The following is a 21,110-nucleotide window of genomic DNA, read 5'->3' as shown; positions in this document are numbered from 1 at the left end:
GATTTCATCATCTAGGAGGAACAGATTCATTATGAACGAAATCCCTTTATCAAACGGTTGGACACTTCGCTACTCACCTGTCATCGATTTATGGTTGAAGGAAGATGGCGTACTGCTCGTAGATCACGAAGATAAGGTCCGCTTGACTCTCATTTTGGATGAGGAGACGATGGAGATCAAACAGATCGACAATACGAACGCTACGTTCTCCGTTGATCCAACAACACGTCGCCTTACTTTCGAACTAGGAGAAAGCGAAGAGGAATCTGAGCCTCGTTACTGGGAATAATCACGCAGACTGGGTGCGACACCCGGTCTTTTTTTGTACAATAACATCAGCAACGAAAAAAAGGAGCTGTTACTTCACCATGATACGTACTGTCATTTGGTTCATTTATTTTGGACTTGTCTTACCCTGTACCTTACCGTTTTTACCTGGTGCAAAACGTCGAACTCACCTCGCACGCTATGCATTCGTCCAGCGCGTAGCAAGCGCATGGGCAAACTCTCTCCTCCGACTCGCTGGTGTCCGTGTCAATGTGACGGGTCGTGAACACATACCGGCAAATGAGCCTGTCGTTTTCATCTCGAATCACCAAGGGAACTTTGACGTCCCGATTCTACTTGGAAAAATCGACAAACCTAAAGCATTCATCTCAAAAATCGAAGTGAATAAAATCCCGATCGTCAATGTTTGGATGAATTTGATGGGGTGTGTCATGATTGACCGAAAAGACCGACGTCAATCCCTAAAAGCGATTCGTTCTGGTGTCGACACGATCAAGGATGGACAATCAATGATCATCTTCCCTGAAGGAACACGTTCAAAAGGTGGGCCGATGGCAGAATTCAAAGCGGGCAGTTTTACGCTCGCGACCTCAAGTGGTGCTCGTGTCGTACCAGTCGCAATCTCAGGTAGTTATCGTGTCATGGAAGAGACGGGTAAGATTCGTCCCGCTACAGTCGAAGTCACGATTTTACCGTCGATTGATCCAAGCACGATGACACAGAAAGAACTCGTCCAAACGGTCGAACATCAAATCAAACAGATTGTAGAAGGTGTCTAATATGTTAATGAAAGTAGAAAATTTAAAAAAAGAATTTGCTGATAAAGTCGTCTTCGAAGATGTCACATTTTCCGTCTCGCCTGGTGATCGAATCGGTATCATTGGTGTCAACGGTACTGGTAAGTCGACACTCCTGCATATATTGGCAGGTAAAGAGACATCTGACACCGGTACGATCCATCACCCGAATGATTATCGTATCCGTTTGCTGTCGCAAACGACGGATTATCCGGAAGATCAAACGGTCATGGAAGTCTTGCTATCAGGTGACACACCAACGATCAACGCATTACGACACTATGAAACGGCGCGGCTAGCACTCGAACAGGATCCAACGAGCGAGACGTTGCTTAACCGCTTCATCACCGCTCAAACTGAAGTCGATGCTGCGCAAGCTTGGGACACGGAATCGCGCTTAAAAATGATTTTAAACAAACTCGGTATTCTCGACTTGAACGCGTTGATTGGTTCTCTTTCCGGAGGACAACGGAAACGTGTCGGACTCGCGGAAGCGTTGCTCGACGAAGCCGATCTCCTGTTACTTGATGAGCCGACGAACGAACTCGATGCTGAGACGATCAGCTGGCTTGAGACACAAATCAAGGAATACCGTGGCGCTATCTTACTGATTACCCACGACCGCTATTTCTTGAATCGCGTGACGAACCATATGATGGAAATTGCAAACGGTACGGCATACTTCTACGTCGGAAACTATGAATCGTTTCTTGAAAAACGTGCCGAACGTCGCGAACGAACTGCTTCTATGGAAGAAAAGCGTCAAAATATCCTACGTCGTGAACTCGCTTGGTTACGCCGCGGAGCAAAAGCACGGACGACGAAACAAAAAGCTCGGATCCAGCGCGTTGATGCCTTGCAGGATCTCTCGTACGAGGAAGAAGAGTCGACACTTGAAGTACAAGTTGGGTCGACCCGCCTTGGTAAGAAAGTCATTGAAGCGCATGACGTCTCGCATCGATTTGGCGAACGAACGCTGTTTGAGTCGTTCAATGCTCTGATTGGACGGAAAGAACGATATGGCATCGTTGGACGGAACGGCAGCGGGAAATCAACGCTCCTTTCCATCCTCGCGAAACGTTTAGAGCCAACAACCGGCGAGATCATTCACGGCGAAACAGTGAAAATCGGTTTTTATGGTCAATTTGCTGAATTCGCGCATCCAGAACGACGCGTCATCGATGAAGTCGAACGCATCGCAAAAGTCATTACGACTCTTGCTGGCGAGGAGATTACAGCTAGTCAGATGCTCGAGCAATTCCTCTTTAAGCCAGAAGCACAGTACAAGCAAATCGGTAAGCTATCCGGTGGCGAAAAACGCCGTCTGAAATTGTTGACGATTTTGATGGAAGAACCAAACGTCCTCTTCCTCGATGAGCCGACGAACGACTTGGATACCGAGACGTTATCGGTACTCGAAGACTATTTAGAATCATTCCCTGGCACCGTCATCACGGTCAGCCACGATCGCTACTTCCTCGACCGGGTCGTCGATCGCTTGATTGCATTTGAAGACGGGAATATCGTCTTTTATTACGGACAATATACAGACTATCTCGAGCAAATCACGACACCTACTCCTTCAGTAGTTGTTGAAAAAACCGTTTCAGTTGCTCAACCAAAAGTAGAGGCACCGAAGAAATTAAGCTATCAAGAACAACAGGATTGGGAAATCATTGAACAACAAATCGAAGAGAGTGAAACCGAACTAGAGCAATTAGAAGCTGAACTTGCTTCGGCGGGAAGCGATCTTGGAAAGGTCAATGAATTGTATCAATCCATCGAGAAGACTAAAGCAACACTGGACGAACGAATGGAATATTGGACGTATCTATCTGAAAAAATCGAGGCATTCGAGACATATCGTCAATCTAATCAGTGATATGAATAAGCGGAGTTCTTCTTTCTAATCAGTGATATGAATAAGCGGAGTTCTTCTTAATGAAGAACTCCGCTTATTTCATAAAATGGGAACGATTTCTCCATTCCATTTTGAATATGAAAATAAATGTGAATTCATACTAGATATCGGGTAATGGTATAGCATATTTCATTTTTGAGAAAGGCTTGCGAAAGGAGGAGTTCCGGTGAAACGGATCGTTCAAAACATCTACCCTACCGTCGCATTCTACTTAGTCGTTACGTACATCTTGCTCTGGCTATTACCACAAGACCGCTCGTTACAACTTTCGGCAGTCGTTAGTTTGACCGGTTCTTTCGTGATTTTCTTACTTAGCCGATCTAGTGTTTTTAAACAAACTTCCCTACCATACAAATGGCTATCAATTGCCTTCTTTTCGTATTTTTTAGGTGATTTACTCAATATGTTCGGACGTCTCTTACAATGGGAATCGATTAATCTGAACGTCTTGCTCGATCTACCTTATACGATCCACTTGACGATGATGGTCATTTTCTTTTTTCGACAATTGGACTTGTCTTTATTTAAAAAACAAAAGTTATTGATTCTCGATTCTTTAACATTGTTCACCGTATCGATGATTGCTGGATACATCGCCATTTTCCGTTTCGTTCCTTCTTACACGCGAACGATGCTCGAACAGGTCAGTTGGACATTTTATGCTTTCTTGACGATTCTATTGACGCTGTTCTTTTTCTTGCTTTATGTTTCCGGACTCAAACGAAACGTATCACGAGCAGGATTCATCTTTCTCGTACTCGGAACGTTCATTCTAGGTATGACGAACTTCGTCTTTTATACATTGTTATTGAACGGCGAACCACAAATAGCGGGTCAATTGCTTCCGCTATATCCACTCAGCGGTCTGTTCATCCTCGCCTTCATGAACACGCGTGCTCTTCCCATCAGTCGTGAGCAACAAGCTAATCTCATTCGGGTCGAAACACTTATGCGTTCACTGATGGTTTATATCTTATTATCTGCGCTGATTCTTTATATCACGTTCTTCCCTGTCTCTCGAACCTTCTTCTTATTGTCTGTCGGTATTACGTTTTTATTATTTTTAACACGTCAGCTTTTCTCTTATCGGGAAAATCTTCGATTGTTACAGGAAACAACGGCACTGCAAACGAATCTAGAAGACATCGTCCATCAAAAAACAGCACTTTTACAGTTACGAGAAAAGGAACTGACATCGCTTTTCCTGTCTTATCCAGAAGTTGTTCTTGAAATCGATGCAACGTATCAAATCCGATCCGTTAATCCAGCTGCTACAGTGGCAGGATGGAATGATTTACCGCTTGGACCGACTCAACGCCTACAACTTGATCGGCTCATCCCATTGCTTCAACAAGAACAATTGGTCTATCCCGCTCATCTACTACATGTACCTGCTACGGAGGAACATCCAGAAACCTTTTTGAATACGACTATCATCGATATTCCACATCAGCAACGTTATTTCGTCATCTTAGCAGATGTCACGGAAGACTATCAGCAGGAAGTATGGCTAGAACGTATGGGGTATCATGATTCACTCACTCGCTTGCCAAACCGTCGTTACTTCGAGGAACAACTTTATCTGACTCTTCCGATGTTAGATCATGGATCCTTATTATTCATTGATTTGGACGGTTTCAAACAAATCAATGACACCTATGGACATGATGTCGGTGATTTACTGTTACAAGAAACGGCAACGCGTCTTCAATCGATGACGACGACAACTGATCTCGTCGCACGTCTGGGTGGAGATGAATTCTTGATCTTTATTCAGGCATCTGCTTCGGAAACACGACAGTTTGCCGAACACGTTCTCGAAGTGCTGAATCATCCATTCTATATCCAAACGTATACGCTTCGTGTCACACCATCCATTGGCATATCCTTATATCCTGAAGATGGTAAGAGCTCAGAACAGTTATTAATTCGGGCAGACGAAGCCATGTACCATATCAAAAAAACCGAAAAAAATAATTATATATTCGCTGCCCACATCAAACGATAGGAGGGATCCCGTGCTTAAATCGACCTATTTCATCCGTTGGTTCCCTGCCATGCTCGTCATCTCATTCGCCTTAATGATCCTTGCTACATGGACTCCCTCTATTTCTAACCGGATCGTCGAACAAGTACTTCAGTATATATCACTTGGATTGATTGCTTACTTCATTCTTACGGCTTATCGTAAGGAGCAAACATTGGTTGTACCAAGACGCAAGTTCTGGCTGATTGCTTTAGGCTCGTTAGTTTTATCCTGCATCGGTTCCGTTCTTGAGACATTACGTTTTTTTGATTCAAGCATTTCCGTTCCCGCTGTCTACAGTCTGGTTTTGTTTTCGATATCGCATTATGTATTTTTATACGCGATCTTTTACCGGATCATCACAAAACGAACGCTCGGACAACACGTGCTTGCTTTCGTCGATGCTGCGATCATCGTCGTATTTATTGGACTCGTTGCGTTTCACGTTCTCAATGAACTGACGAATCCGGGGCTGCAAACTGTCCCTTACGCCATCATCGTCATTACGAACACGTCACTCGGTTTATTTGTCTTCTTCTATTTTACATTCATTCAAGAAACACACTGGGTATCACGGATGACATTGTTTTTATTGTTTTTATCGATTTTCATTCGCGGCATCTATGAAGTCTCAAGTGTCTATTTCCCAGATTTCTCAGCGAATTATCTGTTGTTTTTCCCGATATTGATCCGGTTGGCGCAAAGTGCAGCGATTTTATGGCACGTTGATCATATTGAAGAAGGAACCATCCGAACGACGGTCATCCCCCGCTCATGGCTCCCTTTACTAGCGGTTCCTTTATTTATCCATTACATGGTCGAACAAGAAGGCGGGAAGCTCGATATCTTTATCATTTTATTTTTGCTAATCATTCGACAAATCTTGATTGCACGTCAGCATGGATTGATTGTCGCTCAATTACACGACCGGAACGAACAGCTTGCTTCACGCATCGAGCATCGAAAACAACAAATTCAAGAAAGCGAACAGCAAGTGATTCCACTCTTTCTCGGTCATCCTGATCCGATGATTCGGCTTGATCAATCCGGAACTGCTCTGTATGCGAATTTAGCTGCCCAACGTTTGTTTCATTTGCCCGATATGACGATTGAACAGGTCCCTCGTACGATGCGTCACTTATTAGAGACACTTGAAACAGATGTTGACGAGTATGAAGATGAACAACAAAAACAGTATGAAATCATTGATATTCCGATTCAAATCGCTTCGACTTCAATGGGACGATTTACGATTTTACATGATGTCACCGAGCGAAAGCTCAGACAGAAACGAATTGAATATCACGCTTATCATGATGCTTTGACAAGTATCGGTAACCGTCGTTCCTTAGAACGAGATTTTTCAGACCGTTTACCTGAGATGAATTATCTGGCAGTGGTCGATTTAGATGGTTTTAAGCAAGTCAATGATACGTATGGTCATGAGGCCGGTGATTATGTATTGATTGAGGTTGCGAAGCGATTACATGATCATACGAATGCTTTAGAACAGGTCTATCGACTAGGTGGAGATGAATTTGCGATTCTCCTGCAAGCTGATGACGAACTATCTTTACGTCGGAAATGTAAAGCCTTCTTACAATATTTAAGGCGCCCTTATGTCTATAAAGGACAATCCCTATTTGTTTCCGCCAGCATCGGTGTGACGGCACGTAATCAATCCGATCTTGAAACATGCTTAAAACAAGCCGATCTTGCCATGTATCGTGTAAAACATCGGGATAAAAACGACGTCTCTTTATATCGAGCGGATTCATGAAAAAAAAACCTAGAACGAGTTGACCGCGCTTGGGGTCAATTGTTCTAGGTTTTCGTTTTATTCTTCTGGTCTTGGTGCGATATTGCCCTCTTCGATATCAAGGAGTAAATCGATTAACTCTGCACAGAATTCAGGATACTGCCGAAGTAACGCATCTTCTCCTACTTCATCTACGAAATCGGTTAGCAAGGCAAGGACTTCCGGTACTAATGCGCGCGCTACCTTCATATAAGCAATCGCAAAACGCCATTTTCCCGAAATGTAGAGTAGTTTCCCAACTAATAAATCACCGACTTCGACTTCAATCTCAGTCAAATCGGTCTGATACGTTTGTTTTGACATTAAATCAACGACGCCCTCCGCCTCGACCTGAAACAATGAGGGCATTGGGTCTGCTAGTCCACGTAAGGCACGATAGAGACTAGGCGATAACTCTTCTTTTACTTGCTCAAGAAAACGACCGTGAGGCGTTTTCCCTTGATCATCTGTCTCATAGAAGATCGCCCAGTCAACGAACAAATCCCGGAACAATTCAGCATCTTTTAAATACCAACGTCCTTCCGTCGCAATCTCTTCAATGAAAGCGACCCAATCCGTACTACGCGCTGTTGCTGCCTCTTGATACATTTTCTTCAAGGCTGCATTCATTTCCGCTTCAGAAACCGTCGTCGGAAATGGAATTACTTTTCGATCGTTCTTCATTTCGATCGCCCTTTCCGGTGAGGAGTAGCCGGTCGCTTAATCGTCTGTGGTGCTGTGAATTCACGTTTTGGAATCACTTCTCCACGGTAAATTTCCATTGGTTCCATCTCGACGCCCATTTGTTTCGCAAGTGTTTTTAAGTGCTTTAAATCTTGATCCGTTACAAGAGCGAGCACCATCCCGTTTGCATTTCCGCGTCCCGTCCGTCCTGAGCGGTGAACGAAATCGTCAAGCGACTCCGGCAAATCATAATGAACGACGTGCGTGACCGCCTCGATATCAAGTCCACGTGCTGCAAGACCTGTCGTGACGAGTAAGGGGAACTCCCCTTTTTTATAAGAACGTAATGTCTCCATCCGCTCACGTTTCCCTTTTTCAGCGTCTAGAATCCGATACTTTAATGAGAATTTACTTAATTCGCCATTCAATGGTCCGAGGAATGAACGATTGTTGATGAATGTCAGCACTTTTGATCCTTGCATGTTCGCAAGACGACGTAACAACTCTGGTTTCTGACGACGTGATGTCTCTAGATAACCAAATGTCACTTGTGTGCTGACGGCACGTTCGACGCGAATCGTCTCAGGGTCGTTCGCAAGTGTCCGTCCCCATTCTGCTGTCCGTTCCGGCAATGTCGCTGATACAAATGCCAGTTGACGATCGCGTAATGCACTGTTTGCGATCCGTGTCGCCGAGTCACTCATACCACTCTCATAGATTTGATCCGCTTCATCTAAGACAATCAACTTCACTTTATGCATCTTCAGCTTCTTTGAGTCAATCAACTCGACGAGACGTCCTGGTGTTCCAACGATGATTTGTGGTTTTTTCTTCAATCGCTCATATTGTCGCTTCAATTCAACGCCACCAATGAATGCTCCAGATTTAATGCCACTTCCTTGGGCAAATAATTGGATGACTTGATGGATTTGCATGACGAGTTCTCGAGTGGGTGCTGTGATGACGACTTGTACGTGCGGTTCTTCTACTTCAATCTTTTCTAAAGCTGGAATGACATAGGCAAGCGTCTTCCCTGTTCCTGTCGGCGCTTCAGCAAGGACATCTTTTCCTTCGCGCAACAACGGAATCGCTTGTTCTTGAACAGGCATCAACTCCGTAAAACGTGCGCGTTCCCATGCTTCTTGTAAAAATGGTTTTGTAAAATTCATAACGATTTCTCCTACTCTCTTAATTCCATCATGCCGTTACGTATTCGACATGATCTCCTGATCCATCACGGTAACCCCGTAACGTTTGTGTATATTCATTTCCTGCATCGAGCAATCGAATGTGGAACCGGACTTCTTCTTCTCCTGCTTCTTCTTCTAGAATCTCAAATCCTTGGATGACACGATCCTGTAACTCAGCAGCGAGTGCCGGATACTCTGCAAGACTTGCATACGTCGCTTTTACGTCAACCGGACGGCGAACAAGCGCAATCCAATACGATTCATCATAGCCGATAAAGTCTTCATAATCAAAGTCATCCTCAAACCGAATCCAGAATCCATCACTTTCGAATTCCGTGATCATCCCAGTTCGTGTCGAACCGTCCGAACCGATTTTTAGCGAGACCCAGTCTCCTGACTGATAGTCTCCTTGTTGTGTTAATGACACATACTCCATTTGGCACACCTCCACGTTCTATATTCCCTTTTTCATTGTCAACGATACGTCCTAAAAACACAAGATACCGTCGCGTGACATTCCTCACAGTTTCAACTGTTCTAGTGATTCTTTTTCAATTCAACTCATACAGTCCTCAAAAAACCTTGATTTAGCAAGCTCCAACTGTTTTTTCTAATTCGTTCTTATATGAATACAGAATTGAAGAAAGCTTGTCATATCAACGCTTTTACATTTGTTAAAACATTCACATGAACGTAAAGGGAATTCACCTGTCCTTTTGTTACACTATTCACATAAGGAACTGATTTTAGCTCAATTTTAAAGGAGTGGTATCCATGTTATTAGAAAAAACGAGTGCCTGGGCGACCTTTACGTCTGGTGAATGGGTAAATGTAATCGATGTTGCAGACTTCATCCGACTTAATCGCACGGAATATACAGGAGATGATCACTTTTTAGTGGGTCCAACGAAAGCAACGGAACAACTCTGGCAACAAATTCTACAGCTGACGAATGAAGAACGACAACGCGGTGGAGTTTTCGCCGTCGATGCCAAAACACCTTCATCGATCCTATCGCATGCTGCGGGTTACCTTGATCAATCGCTCGAAAAAGTCGTCGGCTTACAAACGGACGAACCGTTCAAACGTTCGATCCATCCGAACGGCGGGATTCGCATGGTAAACGATGCTTTAGCTGCTTACGGATTTGAAGCAGATGAGACCGTGACGAAAGTTTTTAGCGAATACCGGAAGACACATAACCAAGGCGTCTTCGATGCCTATACGCCAGAAATGCGCGCAGCACGTAAAGCCGGTATCATTACCGGACTACCAGACGCCTATGGACGCGGTCGGATTATTGGCGACTATCGTCGCGTCGCCTTGTACGGTACAGCACGCTTGATTGAGGAGCGCAAACGGGATTTGAAGGCACGCGGTGGCTTCCTCTCTGAATCAATGATCCGTGACCGTGAAGAGATGAATGAGCAATTACGTGCATTGATGGAACTGACTGAACTTGGAACACGCTATGGTTTTGATCTCTCCCGTCCGGCAGAAACGGCACAAGAAGCGTTCCAGTGGGTCTACCTTGCTTATCTTGCTGCGATCAAAGAGCAAAATGGTGCCGCTATGTCCCTCGGTCGAGTCTCGACGTTCCTCGATATTTATGTCGAACGTGATCTTGCGACCGGCCGATTAACGGAAGAAACCGCACAAGAGCTCGTCGATCATTTCGTCATGAAGCTTCGGATCGTCAAATTCCTGCGGACACCGGACTATAACGATCTCTTCTCAGGTGATCCGACGTGGGTCACGGAATCAATCGGTGGTATGAGTGAAGATGGTCGATCAAACGTCACGAAAAGTTCATTCCGCTTCTTACACACGCTCTCGACACTCGGTCCGGCACCGGAACCGAACTTGACTGTCCTCTGGTCTACTCAGCTTCCACGCGGATTCAAGGAATTTTGTGCGAAGATGTCGATCGTATCGAGCTCGATTCAGTACGAAAACGATGATTTGATGTTACCGGTCTACGGGGATGATTACGGTATCGCTTGTTGCGTCTCCGCCATGCGGATCGGCAAACAGATGCAATTCTTCGGTGCACGGGCGAACCTTGCGAAAGCATTACTCTATACGATCAACGGTGGGATTGATGAGAAGCTCAAAATTCAAGTCGCTCCCGCTACACCATTGATGCTCGATGAGGTACTCGATTACGAAACCGTCATGGCGGCTTACGATCGTCAACTCGATTGGTTAGCAGAACTGTATGTCAACACACTCAATGTCATCCATTATATGCACGATAAATATAGTTACGAACGGATTGAAATGGCTTTGCATGCCCCAGAAATCCTACGGACAATGGCGTGTGGTATCGCTGGTTTATCAGTCGTCGCCGATAGTCTATCTGCTATCCGTTACGCGACAGTCCGTCCGATCCGAGATGCAGACGGGATTGCGATTGATTTCAAAATCGAAGGTGAATTTCCGAAGTTCGGGAATAACGATGAACGAGTCGATCAAATGGCTGTTGATCTCGTGACACTGTTCATGGAAAAAATCCGTAAACATCCAACGTACCGGAATGCACTTCCGACACAGTCTGTCCTGACGATCACTTCAAACGTCGTCTATGGTAAAAAAACAGGGAATACACCGGATGGTCGTCGCGCTGGCGAACCATTCGCACCGGGTGCTAACCCGATGCATGGACGTGATACTCGTGGTGCTGTCGCCGCACTGACATCTGTCGGAAAATTACCATATGAACATGCACTCGATGGTATCTCGTACACGTTCTCGATCGTTCCAAAAGCACTTGGTAAGGATGAGGCAACACGAATTCGCAATACGGTCGGTTTACTTGACGGATATATGGGCGGTACGACTTCAAAAGGTCATCACTTGAATGTTAACGTCTTTGACCGTGAGACGTTACTCGATGCCATGGAACATCCGGAGCAGTATCCACAATTGACAATTCGTGTATCCGGATATGCCGTCAACTTCATTAAATTGACGCGTGAACAACAGATTGACGTCATCAATCGAACGTTCCACGGTTCTCTCTAAACAGTTTAGTATGTGAAAGGAAGTGAGCAGGATGACGCACGGGATGATCCACTCTGTTGAATCATGTGGAACGGTCGATGGTCCAGGCATTCGATTCATCGTTTTCACGCAAGGATGCCCATTACGATGTCAATACTGTCATAACGTCGATACCTGGGAATTTGGTTGCGGACGCCGTGTTTCAGCAGACGAAGTCATAAAAGAAGCAATCAGCTATCGCTCCTTTTTCGAGGCAACGGGTGGCGGCATCACCTTCTCCGGAGGTGAACCGCTCGCTCAGCCAGAATTCCTGGAGGCTGCTTTAACAGAAGCAAAACGCCATGGGCTGCATACCGTCATCGACACAGCAGGATCCGTCGTTCCAAAAAACATCGATGCGATTCTCGATGCGACGGATTTGGTGTTGCTTGATATCAAACATATCGACGATGCCGCTTGTCGCGTCTTGACCGGACGGAGTAACGCCAATACACTCACTTTCGCAAAACGCCTGGCTGAGCGAAACATTCCTGTCTGGATCCGCCACGTCCTCGTCCCAGGCATTACGATGTCGGAGCAGTTCCTCCGTCAGACCGGTGAGTTCATCCGGACGCTCGGAAACGTCGAGCGCGTCGAAGTACTTCCGTATCATCAACTCGGAGTCTATAAGTGGGAAAACCTCGGTCTTGCTTATCCGTTGACGGATGTTCTTCCCCCTTCGCCGGAAGAAACAAATGCTGCGCAAACGCTCCTTGAATCGTACTTGTGTTAACGTTTCCATTTTGTTACAATGACTTCATAGATTATGAACAGGAGGTACAACACCGACATGAAGCAATCACTCGTACACGTCGCTTGATGAATGAAATCATCTCTTTCGCAATGCAGTTGCGGATGCTTGACGCTACGAGTCTGCTCTTTTTCGGTGTGACCAGTCTTTGGTCATTCCCTTCTTTGAGTTACTCCTGCACACCATCCGCGCGCTTCGGATGGTGTGTTTTCATTTCATCTTACTGGAAATGAACCCTAAAGGAGCTGCTTTTATGCCTACTGAAACACTTACGATTCAACACCTTTCGATGGATTACGACGAACGACGACTTTTCACGAACGTCTCTTTTCACATTCATGCTGGCGAACACGTCGCCTTGATTGGTCCGAACGGTATTGGAAAAACGACACTGTTACATTTAATCGCTGACCAACTTAAGCCGACGTCCGGTTCAATCAAGCGTCATTACAAACAGCTCGGTCTACTATCGCAACACTTCAGAGCGGATAATCAAACCGTTCTTGATGTCGTCGAACGAGCAGATTCAGTCCGTTATCAACTTCGCGCTGACGCCATGAACGGTGATTTGACGGTTTATCAACAAGCACTTGATCGGGATGCCTTCTCCCTTGAAGCAGATGCAGCACGCGTCTTAAAAGAAGTGAAATTAGATGAAGCACTTTGGACACACGAAGCATCCAGTTTAAGCGGTGGTGAACAGACACGCCTCCAACTGGCCTGTCTACTCCTGTCGCGACCTGATTTCATCATTCTCGATGAACCGACGAATCATTTAGATCAAGAGACACTCGAGTGGCTCACGGAATGGGTCAACACGTCACAGATCTCGATTCTTTATGTCTCACACGAACGATTTTTCATTGATGCGACGGCAGATGCCGTCATTGAACTGTCCGAATCAGGAGCAACGCGATACAGCGGAAACTACCAGTCCTATAAAGAACAAAAAGAACATCAAGCTCTGTCGCAACAACGAGCGTATGAAAAACAAGAACGTACACGTAAAGAGCTGACCCGCATGATCCAGGGCTATCGGCAGTGGCATCAAAAAGCTACGGATCAAGCCAGTGAACGTGATCCGTATGCGAAAAAGAAAGCCGCTAAACACGCAACAAAAGTCAAAGCAAAAGAGCAACAACTCGAGCGTCTCCTAGAGGACCGCATACAAAAACCAGAAACTGCACCGACTGTTCACGTCGCATTCCAACATGAAGCAATGCATGCGAAGCGACTTGTTTCGTTCGAAGGTGTCTCGTTTAGACATGAGACGAAAACCATTCTAAACGATATCTCATTTACGATAGAGCGCGGCGACCGGATTGCTGTCATTGGACCGAATGGGAGCGGAAAAACGACCTTACTACGTCTCATCGAAGGTGAATATGTTCCCGATCAAGGGAACGTGATCCGCCATCCTCGATTAAAAACCGGCTATTTTTCACAAGCCCTTTCCCACTTACCGACGTCAGGAACGTTGTTAGATGTGTTACTCGAGTACGGCACGATGAGTGAGACGGACGCCCGGACGTTGCTCGCCTGTTTTTTATTCCGGCGCGATGAGGTATACCGGTCGATTACTGACGCCAGCATGGGTGAAAAATGTCGGATTGCTTTCTTACGCCTGTATTTTTCTGGTGCTCACTTGCTTATTCTCGACGAACCGACAAACTACTTGGATCTCGCAACACGTGAACAAATCGAAGCCGCTCTCGATGTCTTCCCTGGCGAACTCCTCTTCGTCTCTCACGATCGCTATTTCACCGATCGGCTATCGAACCGGACGTTTGATTTAACGGATGGATTCAACGATCATCCGGTCGGAACAGCCACCGTACGAAATGCGCGTCAAAGTGATCCTGAAGCGATTCAATCCGACTTACATCGTCTTGACGCCTTAACGGGCATCGTGCCGTTCAATACAGAAACAAATGAATCACTTTCAAAAGAATAACGAGAAAAAGCATCTGCTTGGAAAAAGGGACTCCTTTTCCGCTGCAGATGCTTTTCGTATGTCAGTCACGTTATCGCTTTTGATACTTCACTTTCGTATGCGCTTGTGCTTGTTTGTGGATTTTTTTCCACTTGTCTTTCTCCGCTGCCTGCAACGCAGCATTTTGCTTACGTTCCGCATAAGCGATTTCTCGCTTTAACTTCACGAAGCTATTCCAACGTTCGGAGGATAGTGTTCCATCCTGTAAAGCTGTTCGTACAGCACATCCCGGTTCCTTGTCATGTTCACAGTCTCGGAAACGACAGTTCCCAGCAAGTTCTTCGATATCGGAAAAGGTCGACGATAAACCATCACTTCCGTCCCACAAGGCTAATTCCCGCATCCCTGGTGTATCAACGAGCAACAGACCATTCGCAAGTCGTTTCAGTTCGCGATGCGTCGTCGTGTGACGTCCTCGTTCATCGTCTTCCCGTACGCCCCCCGTCTCCATTAACTGCTCTCCAGCTAAGGCATTGACGAGCGTCGACTTCCCGACACCGGACGATCCGACTAACACGATCGTCTGCTTGATTTGTAACTGTTCACGCAACTCTTCTAATCCGTCACCGCTTAAAGAATCAACGGCAAGGATCGGTGTTCCGAAAGCGATCGCTTCGACAGCCTGCAGTTCTCCTGCGATTGACTGCATTAAACTCTTTTTCGTCAGGACGATGATTGGTGTCACCCCTGCATCCCAAGCAACTGTTAAATAACGTTCCAGTCGACGGACGTTGAAGTCATGTCCAAAAGCCATAACAAGCAAGGCAACGTCAACATTTGCGCAGATGATTTGTTCCTCGGTTTCCGTGCCGGCTGCTTTTCGAGAAAATTGAGACGATCGAGGTAAGACACGCTCAATCCGTCCCTTCCCCGGTTCTCGCTCCGTTTGGATGATCCAATCTCCGACTGCCGGCAATTCTGACTTCGTCGTAGTTTGGAAACGCAATTTACCAGATAGTTCGCTGAGTGACTCTCCTTCTTCCGTCATGACGCGATAATGTGTTTGATAGACGGCAATAATTCGTCCTAATCGTTCTGTTCCTGTCGTTTCGTAGACAGGTAGTGTACCCCATTCGTTCAAATGGTTTCCTCCTCTGATTTAAGGGAGGGAAACCCCTCCCTGGCTTCCGACACATGTTACTTTTTTAGCGTTGATAGTTGCACTCATCAACATCACTCCTCTCAATTCGATTCCTTTCTAGAATATCATATCAATCGTTCATTCTGATAGCGCTTCCCTCAAAGTCAGACCTTCTCTCCGCCTTAAGTCCGAGAGCAAATACGGTCCAAAGAGCGTCGTGTGAATCAAGGGACTCCCGTATCATAAAGGTATCAACACAAGGGAGGCTTCCTCATGAAGCAATCGAAAGGAAAACAAGTGGTGATGATTCTTGCGGGACTCGCATTACTCGCTGTCGTTATCGGAACATTACCGCACATGGTCGGACTTGGTTTAGGGGCGTTGCTCGCGTTCTATTCCATCAGCAAGTTCATGCAATCCAGTAAGTGGCCAGCGAAACTCGGCTTTGGATTACTTGCAGCTATCGGGATCGGGCTTGCCCTCTCGAACATCTGGGCTGTCATCGGAATCGCCGCAGCAATCGCATTATACGTCGGTTACATGCGTATGAAATTACAGCGTGTCGACGTTCAAAACTTATTTGCCCGCCGCCGTACATCAACGACGCACTTTGAAGCAGATTGGAAAGACCTAGACGAAAAACGATTTTAATTAAAAACATGCCCCTATACCATTTGCTACTTCCAAGGAGGAATTTTTCATGAAGAACGTATTTGATCAACTCAATGATTTTGCGACACAGATGATGACAGAAGTCAAAAAAGCAGCCGAACAGGGCGAAGTACCCGCTAAAAAACTGGTTCGTCATATCCGCTCAACAGAAGCTGACTTAAAAGAGATTGATCGACTCCTAGAGCGTCAACGGACGTTACTGCAAGAATTAACGCATAAACAAGAAGAAGCGAAAGATTTAGCCGATAAACGCTTTAAGCAAGTGGAGATTGCAAACGAAGCCGGTGAACAACAACTTGCTGAACGTGCAGCCATCGAATCGAAACATTATGGTGAGCAATACCGGTTCTTTGAAGAACTTGTCGCTGAAACAAAACGCGAGTTGAACGAGCTGGAACGCGAAGCTCTCGAGTTGAAGTTAAAGCTAGAGGATCTACAAAATAAACGGTACGAGTGGATGATGCGTGAAAACGTCTCGAACTTAAAAAACAAGATGAACCAGGTGCTAGATCGTGAACCAAATGCTACTATAAAGGAAGAAGCACATCCGTTCACGACGGAAGAACCAGAAGCAAAACAACCTGTCGTCGATGAAGATGATATCGATGCGCGTATCGCTGAGCTCGAGCGCCGCATTCACCAATAAGCAGTCAATGGCGAAGGAGGCGTATGCCTCCCTTTGTCATGTTAGAAAGGAGATTGATCGTGCGACGATTAAGTACGAAACAACTGGTCGGTTACGTATCGATCCTGTTCGCCCTCGGTCTGTTCTACGACCTATTATCCGGTGCAGGAAACGTATTATTTGGTGTTCTATTTCCTTTCCTGCTGTATTACGTCGGGATCCATTTCCGGCGCCGTAATCATGAAAAACTAGCGATTCTATTCTACATCGTCGGTACGATCATCCTTGCTGGCGTTGTCCTCAGTTCGGCTGCCATCGGTTTTGTCATTGCCGGGATTTTGCTCTATCTCGGGATCATTCTCGTGACACGGCATTCCGTCCGCGAATTTTTGTTTTCACGGATTGCCCCGCATCAATATGAAGAGGAAGGCATCAAGATTCAGCCAGCCTATTCCTTCTCGACCCAAGCCGATGCACCGTATGTCTTACAGGATTTAAGTGAACAGTTCATCGTCAAGGATTTAGAAATCGATTTGACGCATGCTTACGTCCCGGAAGGTGAGACTTTAATCGTCGTCAGCGGCGTCGTCGGGGACGTCCGGATTCTGTTACCGTCTGGATACGACTATACGCTCGATACTTCAATCGGCTTCGGAAGCGTCAAGACAGACATCCGACGGATTCCGACCTTCTTCAATCGACGTATTCAATTCCGAGCACCGGAATACGGTGAAGCAACGCGTAAAGTTCGTATTCATGTCATGCTCGGAATCGGCAACGTGGAGGTGTCTTCGATATGAAGCGTGATCAATTCCCGCTTGGTGTCATTGCGCTCCAAGTCATGACGGGCTTTTTGACAGCCGTCATGACGACGTTGTTGTTCTTAAGTACACGTCAAGTCGATTGGCATGTTCTCTTTGTCCGGCAACAAGATTTCCCTGTCCTGCTACTCGTCATCGGACTATCGTTACTACTGCCGCTTGCAATCGGTAGCATGCATTACTTTTTCTTGCGCCGTGACTTCAAACGTGTCACGACTGCGATCATTGAACTGGAACAAGGAAAAGATGTGACGATCGTTCCGGGTCCTTACTTTCATACGTTGACACGCTTGTCGCGGATCGGGAAACGCATCGATGAACAAGTCGAGACCGTCCAAAAGATCAGCACACGTCCGCAACATGTCGAGCAAGTCCGGGTTCAAGCTGTCACGGAAGAACGCAAGCGACTCGCACGTGATTTACACGACTCCGTGTCGCAACAGCTTTATGCCATCTCGATGATGACGACAGCAGCCAAACAGACGATTCTGTCTCAACCTGAAGCTGCCGCCAAACAAATCGAGATGGTCGAGACGATGGCACAAACGGCGCAGTCTGAAATGCGCTCGCTCTTACTTCAACTTCGCCCCGTCGAACTCGAAGGAATGACGTTACAACAAGGACTTTCGCAATTGCTCGAAGAATTATCTAGAAAGCAGTCTACACAATTGAGTTGGAAGTTAGAAGAGATGACACTCCCACGACAAATCGAAAACGAGTTGTTCCGAATCGTCCAAGAAGGATTGACGAATGCATTACGTCACGCGAAAGCTTCTCATATGGATATCGAACTCCGGCAATTCAACGAAACAGTCATCTTGAGCATGAATGATGATGGTGTTGGATTCGTCGTCGATGAAAAAAAGCTTGCCTCTTACGGCATTAATTCGATGCGGGAACGAACGGCTGAGATGGGCGGAACGATTCGTCTTGTCAGTGTTCCTGGACAAGGAACCCAAATCGAAGTCAAACTTAGAAAAGATCGGATGGTGCAAGTATGATACGCGTATTATTAGTAGATGATCACGAGATGGTCCGGGCCGGTGTGTCTGCTTTCCTTTCCACACAACCAGACATCGAGGTCGTCGCTGAAGCATCGGACGGTCAAGCAGGAGCCTTGCTTGCGCTTGAACACCGACCGGATGTCATCTTGATGGATTTAGTGATGGAACCAGTTGATGGCGTCGAAGGAACACGACTGATCCGCAAGGACTGGCCGGAAGCAAAAATTCTCGTCGTGACGAGTTTTCTTGATGATGAGAAAGTCTATCCTGTCATCGAAGCCGGTGCGATGAGTTATGTCTTAAAGACAGCTAGCGCTTTTGATATTGCAGAAGCGATTCGTAAGACCGCAAACGGTCAATCTGTCATGGCAGCACAAGTGACAGGTAAAATGATGGAACGTCTCCGTCGTCCTACGACACACTTACATGACGACTTAACAGAACGTGAGCAGGAAGTTCTTCAATTGATGGCTCGTGGTATGGCGAACCAAGAAATCGCAGACGAATTATTCATTTCCTTAAAAACCGTCAAGACACACGTCTCGAACATCTTATCGAAACTTGATGTCGTAGACCGCACACAAGCCGTCGTTTATGCTTTCAAGCATAATCTCGTCAAATAAGAGTTAGCACTTCATTACTTATTCCTTCAGCTCACACAAGGAACCCCGAATCGTCTCCTACTCGGAAACGATTCGGGGTTCTTCGCTTTTCGTTATATGATTTACCAGAGCTTCCATCCTGGTGCGCCTGGAGGGGCATTTTCGATCATATGCCAGATCGGCACCGTGTATGCAAAAGCAATTAAAGCGAACGTCACGAAAATCCATAACTTCCAGTTCTCAAAGAAGAGCGGTGTTGCCATCGCCTCTTCTTCTGTTTCAGCAATTGGAAACTCTTCTTTTCCCTTCGGTGTGCGGAATGCGAGTTGGAACATCGCATAGAGGAATAGTAGAATTGAAATAAATAAAATTGTTCCACCAATCGCCATTGCGACATGATACGGAATCCAGTCAGCGACGATGGAGTCCTTGAAATAGGTTGCTGGTCCAGTCCGTCTTGGGTTACCGAGTAGTCCTGAGATATGCATCGCTGTCGACATGAAGAGCATCCCAATCGTCCAAGCAGCCGTTTGGATGAGTCCTAGACGATTCATTGCTGCCGTTAACGTCCGACCACGTAAGAGCGGGACAAGCCAGTAAGCCGTTCCGAAGAACGTCAATGCCACAGCTGCACCGACCGTAATATGAAAGTGTCCTGTGACCCATAACGTGTTATGCACAATGATATTTAGTTGATGGGATGCATTGATGACACCACCAGCACCCGCTGGAATGAAGAACAACATCCCGATGAATGGTGCAAGGAAACGGACATCACGATATGGCATTTTTTTCACCCAACCAAATATACCAGTCGCCCCTTTCCGGCGACCCGCCAACTCAAAAGTCGCAAACATGGAGAAGGCCGTCATCAATGATGGAATGATGACAAGGAACGTCAAGACGACTTGGACATACTTCCAAAAAGCAGAGATCCCCGGTTCTAACAATTGATGGTGAAAACCGACCGGGAACGAAAAGAGTAGGAACAATAAAAATGACATTCGTGCTAACGCGTCAGAAAAAATCTTCCCTCCAACGATTTTTGGAATGACGGTATACCAGACGATGTATGCAGGTAACAACCAAAAATAGACGAGTGGATGACCAAAGTACCAAAATAGCGTCCGGGATAGTTCGATCCCGACCTTATCCGTCCAACCGAGGGATAAAGGAAGCAACTGAAAGAGAATCGTTGCTGCTACGCCGAGTGTTGCAACGACCCACAGTAAGGCAGTCATGATGCTCATATACGCTTGAAGTGGCGGATGGACACCCGGATGCTCCCGCTTGTAATCGGCGTACATCCGGAACATAGCAAAAGAAGCAATCCACGTTCCGACAACGAAGATGACGAGTCCGATATAAAATACAGGATGCGCCTTAAGTGGTGCATAGAATGTATAAAGGACGGAAGCCTCACCTGCAAGCACCATCCATGTGACGAGGACGACGCCAAGGATCATGAACCAGAATCCGACCCACCCGAGGCGACGAGGAAATTCTTCGAAACGTCCAAACGATTGACCTAAAAATGAGAACAATAATCCAAAAATAAATAACGTCGTAAAAACGATCGCAAGCATCAATCCGTGTGCAGTCAGAAGTTCATAGTATCCGACTCCGGCGATTTCTGGGATGGCACCTGTCCGGACCATCGTTTGTAGTAATCCACATAGACCGCCGATCAATAAAGCAACAAGTGAAAAACTGACATGGGCAAAAGCGAGTTTTGCTTCCTTGATTCCAATGACGGTAGCCGGTAGACCACGTTCCATCTCGAACTGTCGTAGTTTTTTTGAAATGGCATTCATC

Annotated in this window: 18 protein-coding genes; 13 read left to right on the top strand and 5 right to left on the bottom strand. The window is 46.2% G+C overall.

Annotated elements, in window-relative coordinates:
• Positions 1-31 precede the first annotated feature (31 nt).
• The 5 genes from K6T22_RS03390 to K6T22_RS03370 all read left to right on the top strand — a co-directional run bounded on the left by K6T22_RS03390 (position 32) and on the right by K6T22_RS03370 (position 6,812).
• Entirely contained in the window at positions 32-289 is a 258-nt protein-coding gene (locus K6T22_RS03390) for a hypothetical protein (protein WP_023467272.1), read from the top strand.
• A 79-nt stretch (positions 290-368) separates the two neighbouring features.
• On the top strand, positions 369-1,067 hold the full coding sequence (locus tag K6T22_RS03385) for a lysophospholipid acyltransferase family protein (protein WP_238238929.1): 699 nt from the start codon (positions 369-371) through the stop codon (positions 1,065-1,067).
• 1 nt (position 1,068) lies between these two features.
• Positions 1,069-2,967: an ABC-F family ATP-binding cassette domain-containing protein gene (locus tag K6T22_RS03380; protein WP_238238927.1), complete on the top strand. Its 1,899-nt coding sequence runs from the start codon at positions 1,069-1,071 to the stop codon at positions 2,965-2,967.
• Between the two features lie 205 nt (positions 2,968-3,172).
• On the top strand, positions 3,173-5,014 hold the full coding sequence (locus K6T22_RS03375) for a GGDEF domain-containing protein (RefSeq protein WP_238238926.1): 1,842 nt from the start codon (positions 3,173-3,175) through the stop codon (positions 5,012-5,014).
• Positions 5,015-5,024: 10 nt separating this feature from the next.
• Entirely contained in the window at positions 5,025-6,812 is a 1,788-nt protein-coding gene (locus K6T22_RS03370) for a GGDEF domain-containing protein (protein ID WP_238238925.1), read from the top strand.
• A gap of 57 nt (positions 6,813-6,869) precedes the next feature.
• On the opposite strand, the gene K6T22_RS03365 is transcribed toward K6T22_RS03370, so the two are convergent.
• The 3 genes from K6T22_RS03365 to K6T22_RS03355 are packed head-to-tail and all read right to left on the bottom strand — an operon-like array spanning position 6,870 to position 9,140.
• On the bottom strand, positions 6,870-7,514 hold the full coding sequence (locus K6T22_RS03365; RefSeq protein ID WP_238238924.1) for a hypothetical protein: 645 nt from the start codon (positions 7,512-7,514) through the stop codon (positions 6,870-6,872).
• Positions 7,511-8,683 (bottom strand): DEAD/DEAH box helicase, encoded by a 1,173-nt coding sequence (locus K6T22_RS03360; protein ID WP_035412637.1) that lies wholly within the window; start codon positions 8,681-8,683, stop codon positions 7,511-7,513. Before K6T22_RS03360 ends, K6T22_RS03365 begins: the two co-directional genes overlap by 4 nt.
• 28 nt (positions 8,684-8,711) lie before the next feature.
• The gene (locus tag K6T22_RS03355) at positions 8,712-9,140 is read right to left on the bottom strand and encodes a hypothetical protein (protein ID WP_238238923.1); all 429 of its coding nucleotides are present in this window, start codon (positions 9,138-9,140) and stop codon (positions 8,712-8,714) included.
• A gap of 338 nt (positions 9,141-9,478) precedes the next feature.
• Here K6T22_RS03355 and pflB point away from each other — a divergent pair, with 338 nt between their 5' ends.
• The 3 genes from pflB (at position 9,479) to abc-f (ending at position 14,451) form a co-directional block, all read left to right on the top strand.
• A complete protein-coding gene (gene pflB / locus K6T22_RS03350; protein WP_238238922.1) occupies positions 9,479-11,728 on the top strand; it encodes a formate C-acetyltransferase in 2,250 nt (749 codons plus the stop codon).
• Positions 11,729-11,759: 31 nt separating this feature from the next.
• The gene (pflA, locus tag K6T22_RS03345; protein WP_238238921.1) at positions 11,760-12,479 is read left to right on the top strand and encodes a pyruvate formate-lyase-activating protein; all 720 of its coding nucleotides are present in this window, start codon (positions 11,760-11,762) and stop codon (positions 12,477-12,479) included.
• A 271-nt stretch (positions 12,480-12,750) separates the two neighbouring features.
• A complete protein-coding gene (gene abc-f, locus K6T22_RS03340; RefSeq protein ID WP_238238920.1) occupies positions 12,751-14,451 on the top strand; it encodes a ribosomal protection-like ABC-F family protein in 1,701 nt (566 codons plus the stop codon).
• Between the two features lie 70 nt (positions 14,452-14,521).
• On the opposite strand, the gene rsgA is transcribed toward abc-f, so the two are convergent.
• Positions 14,522-15,571 (bottom strand): ribosome small subunit-dependent GTPase A, encoded by a 1,050-nt coding sequence (gene rsgA / locus K6T22_RS03335; RefSeq protein WP_238238919.1) that lies wholly within the window; start codon positions 15,569-15,571, stop codon positions 14,522-14,524.
• A 273-nt stretch (positions 15,572-15,844) separates the two neighbouring features.
• Here rsgA and K6T22_RS03330 point away from each other — a divergent pair, with 273 nt between their 5' ends.
• From K6T22_RS03330 to K6T22_RS03310, 5 genes are read left to right on the top strand one after another with little or no spacing between them, the layout of a single operon-like run.
• Positions 15,845-16,222 (top strand): lmo0954 family membrane protein, encoded by a 378-nt coding sequence (locus K6T22_RS03330; protein ID WP_238238918.1) that lies wholly within the window; start codon positions 15,845-15,847, stop codon positions 16,220-16,222.
• A 49-nt stretch (positions 16,223-16,271) separates the two neighbouring features.
• On the top strand, positions 16,272-16,889 hold the full coding sequence (locus tag K6T22_RS03325) for a PspA/IM30 family protein (protein WP_238238917.1): 618 nt from the start codon (positions 16,272-16,274) through the stop codon (positions 16,887-16,889).
• A gap of 59 nt (positions 16,890-16,948) precedes the next feature.
• Positions 16,949-17,668: a cell wall-active antibiotics response protein LiaF gene (gene liaF / locus K6T22_RS03320; protein ID WP_029340864.1), complete on the top strand. Its 720-nt coding sequence runs from the start codon at positions 16,949-16,951 to the stop codon at positions 17,666-17,668.
• A complete protein-coding gene (locus K6T22_RS03315) occupies positions 17,665-18,690 on the top strand; it encodes a sensor histidine kinase (RefSeq protein WP_238238916.1) in 1,026 nt (341 codons plus the stop codon). The genes liaF and K6T22_RS03315 overlap by 4 nt, the downstream gene beginning before the upstream one ends.
• A complete protein-coding gene (locus K6T22_RS03310) occupies positions 18,687-19,316 on the top strand; it encodes a response regulator (RefSeq protein WP_023467256.1) in 630 nt (209 codons plus the stop codon). The genes K6T22_RS03315 and K6T22_RS03310 overlap by 4 nt, the downstream gene beginning before the upstream one ends.
• A 101-nt stretch (positions 19,317-19,417) precedes the next feature.
• Here the strand turns inward: K6T22_RS03310 and K6T22_RS03305 are convergent, their stop codons facing one another.
• The gene (locus K6T22_RS03305) at positions 19,418-21,109 is read right to left on the bottom strand and encodes a b(o/a)3-type cytochrome-c oxidase subunit 1 (RefSeq protein ID WP_238238915.1); all 1,692 of its coding nucleotides are present in this window, start codon (positions 21,107-21,109) and stop codon (positions 19,418-19,420) included.
• Position 21,110 lies beyond the last annotated feature (1 nt).

Origin of the sequence: Exiguobacterium acetylicum (assembly GCF_022170825.1) — a bacterium.
Taxonomy (GTDB): domain Bacteria; phylum Bacillota; class Bacilli; order Exiguobacteriales; family Exiguobacteriaceae; genus Exiguobacterium_A; species Exiguobacterium_A acetylicum_B.
Note: the sequence above shows the minus strand (reverse complement) of the source record. Positions and strands in the feature narration are given on the sequence as shown.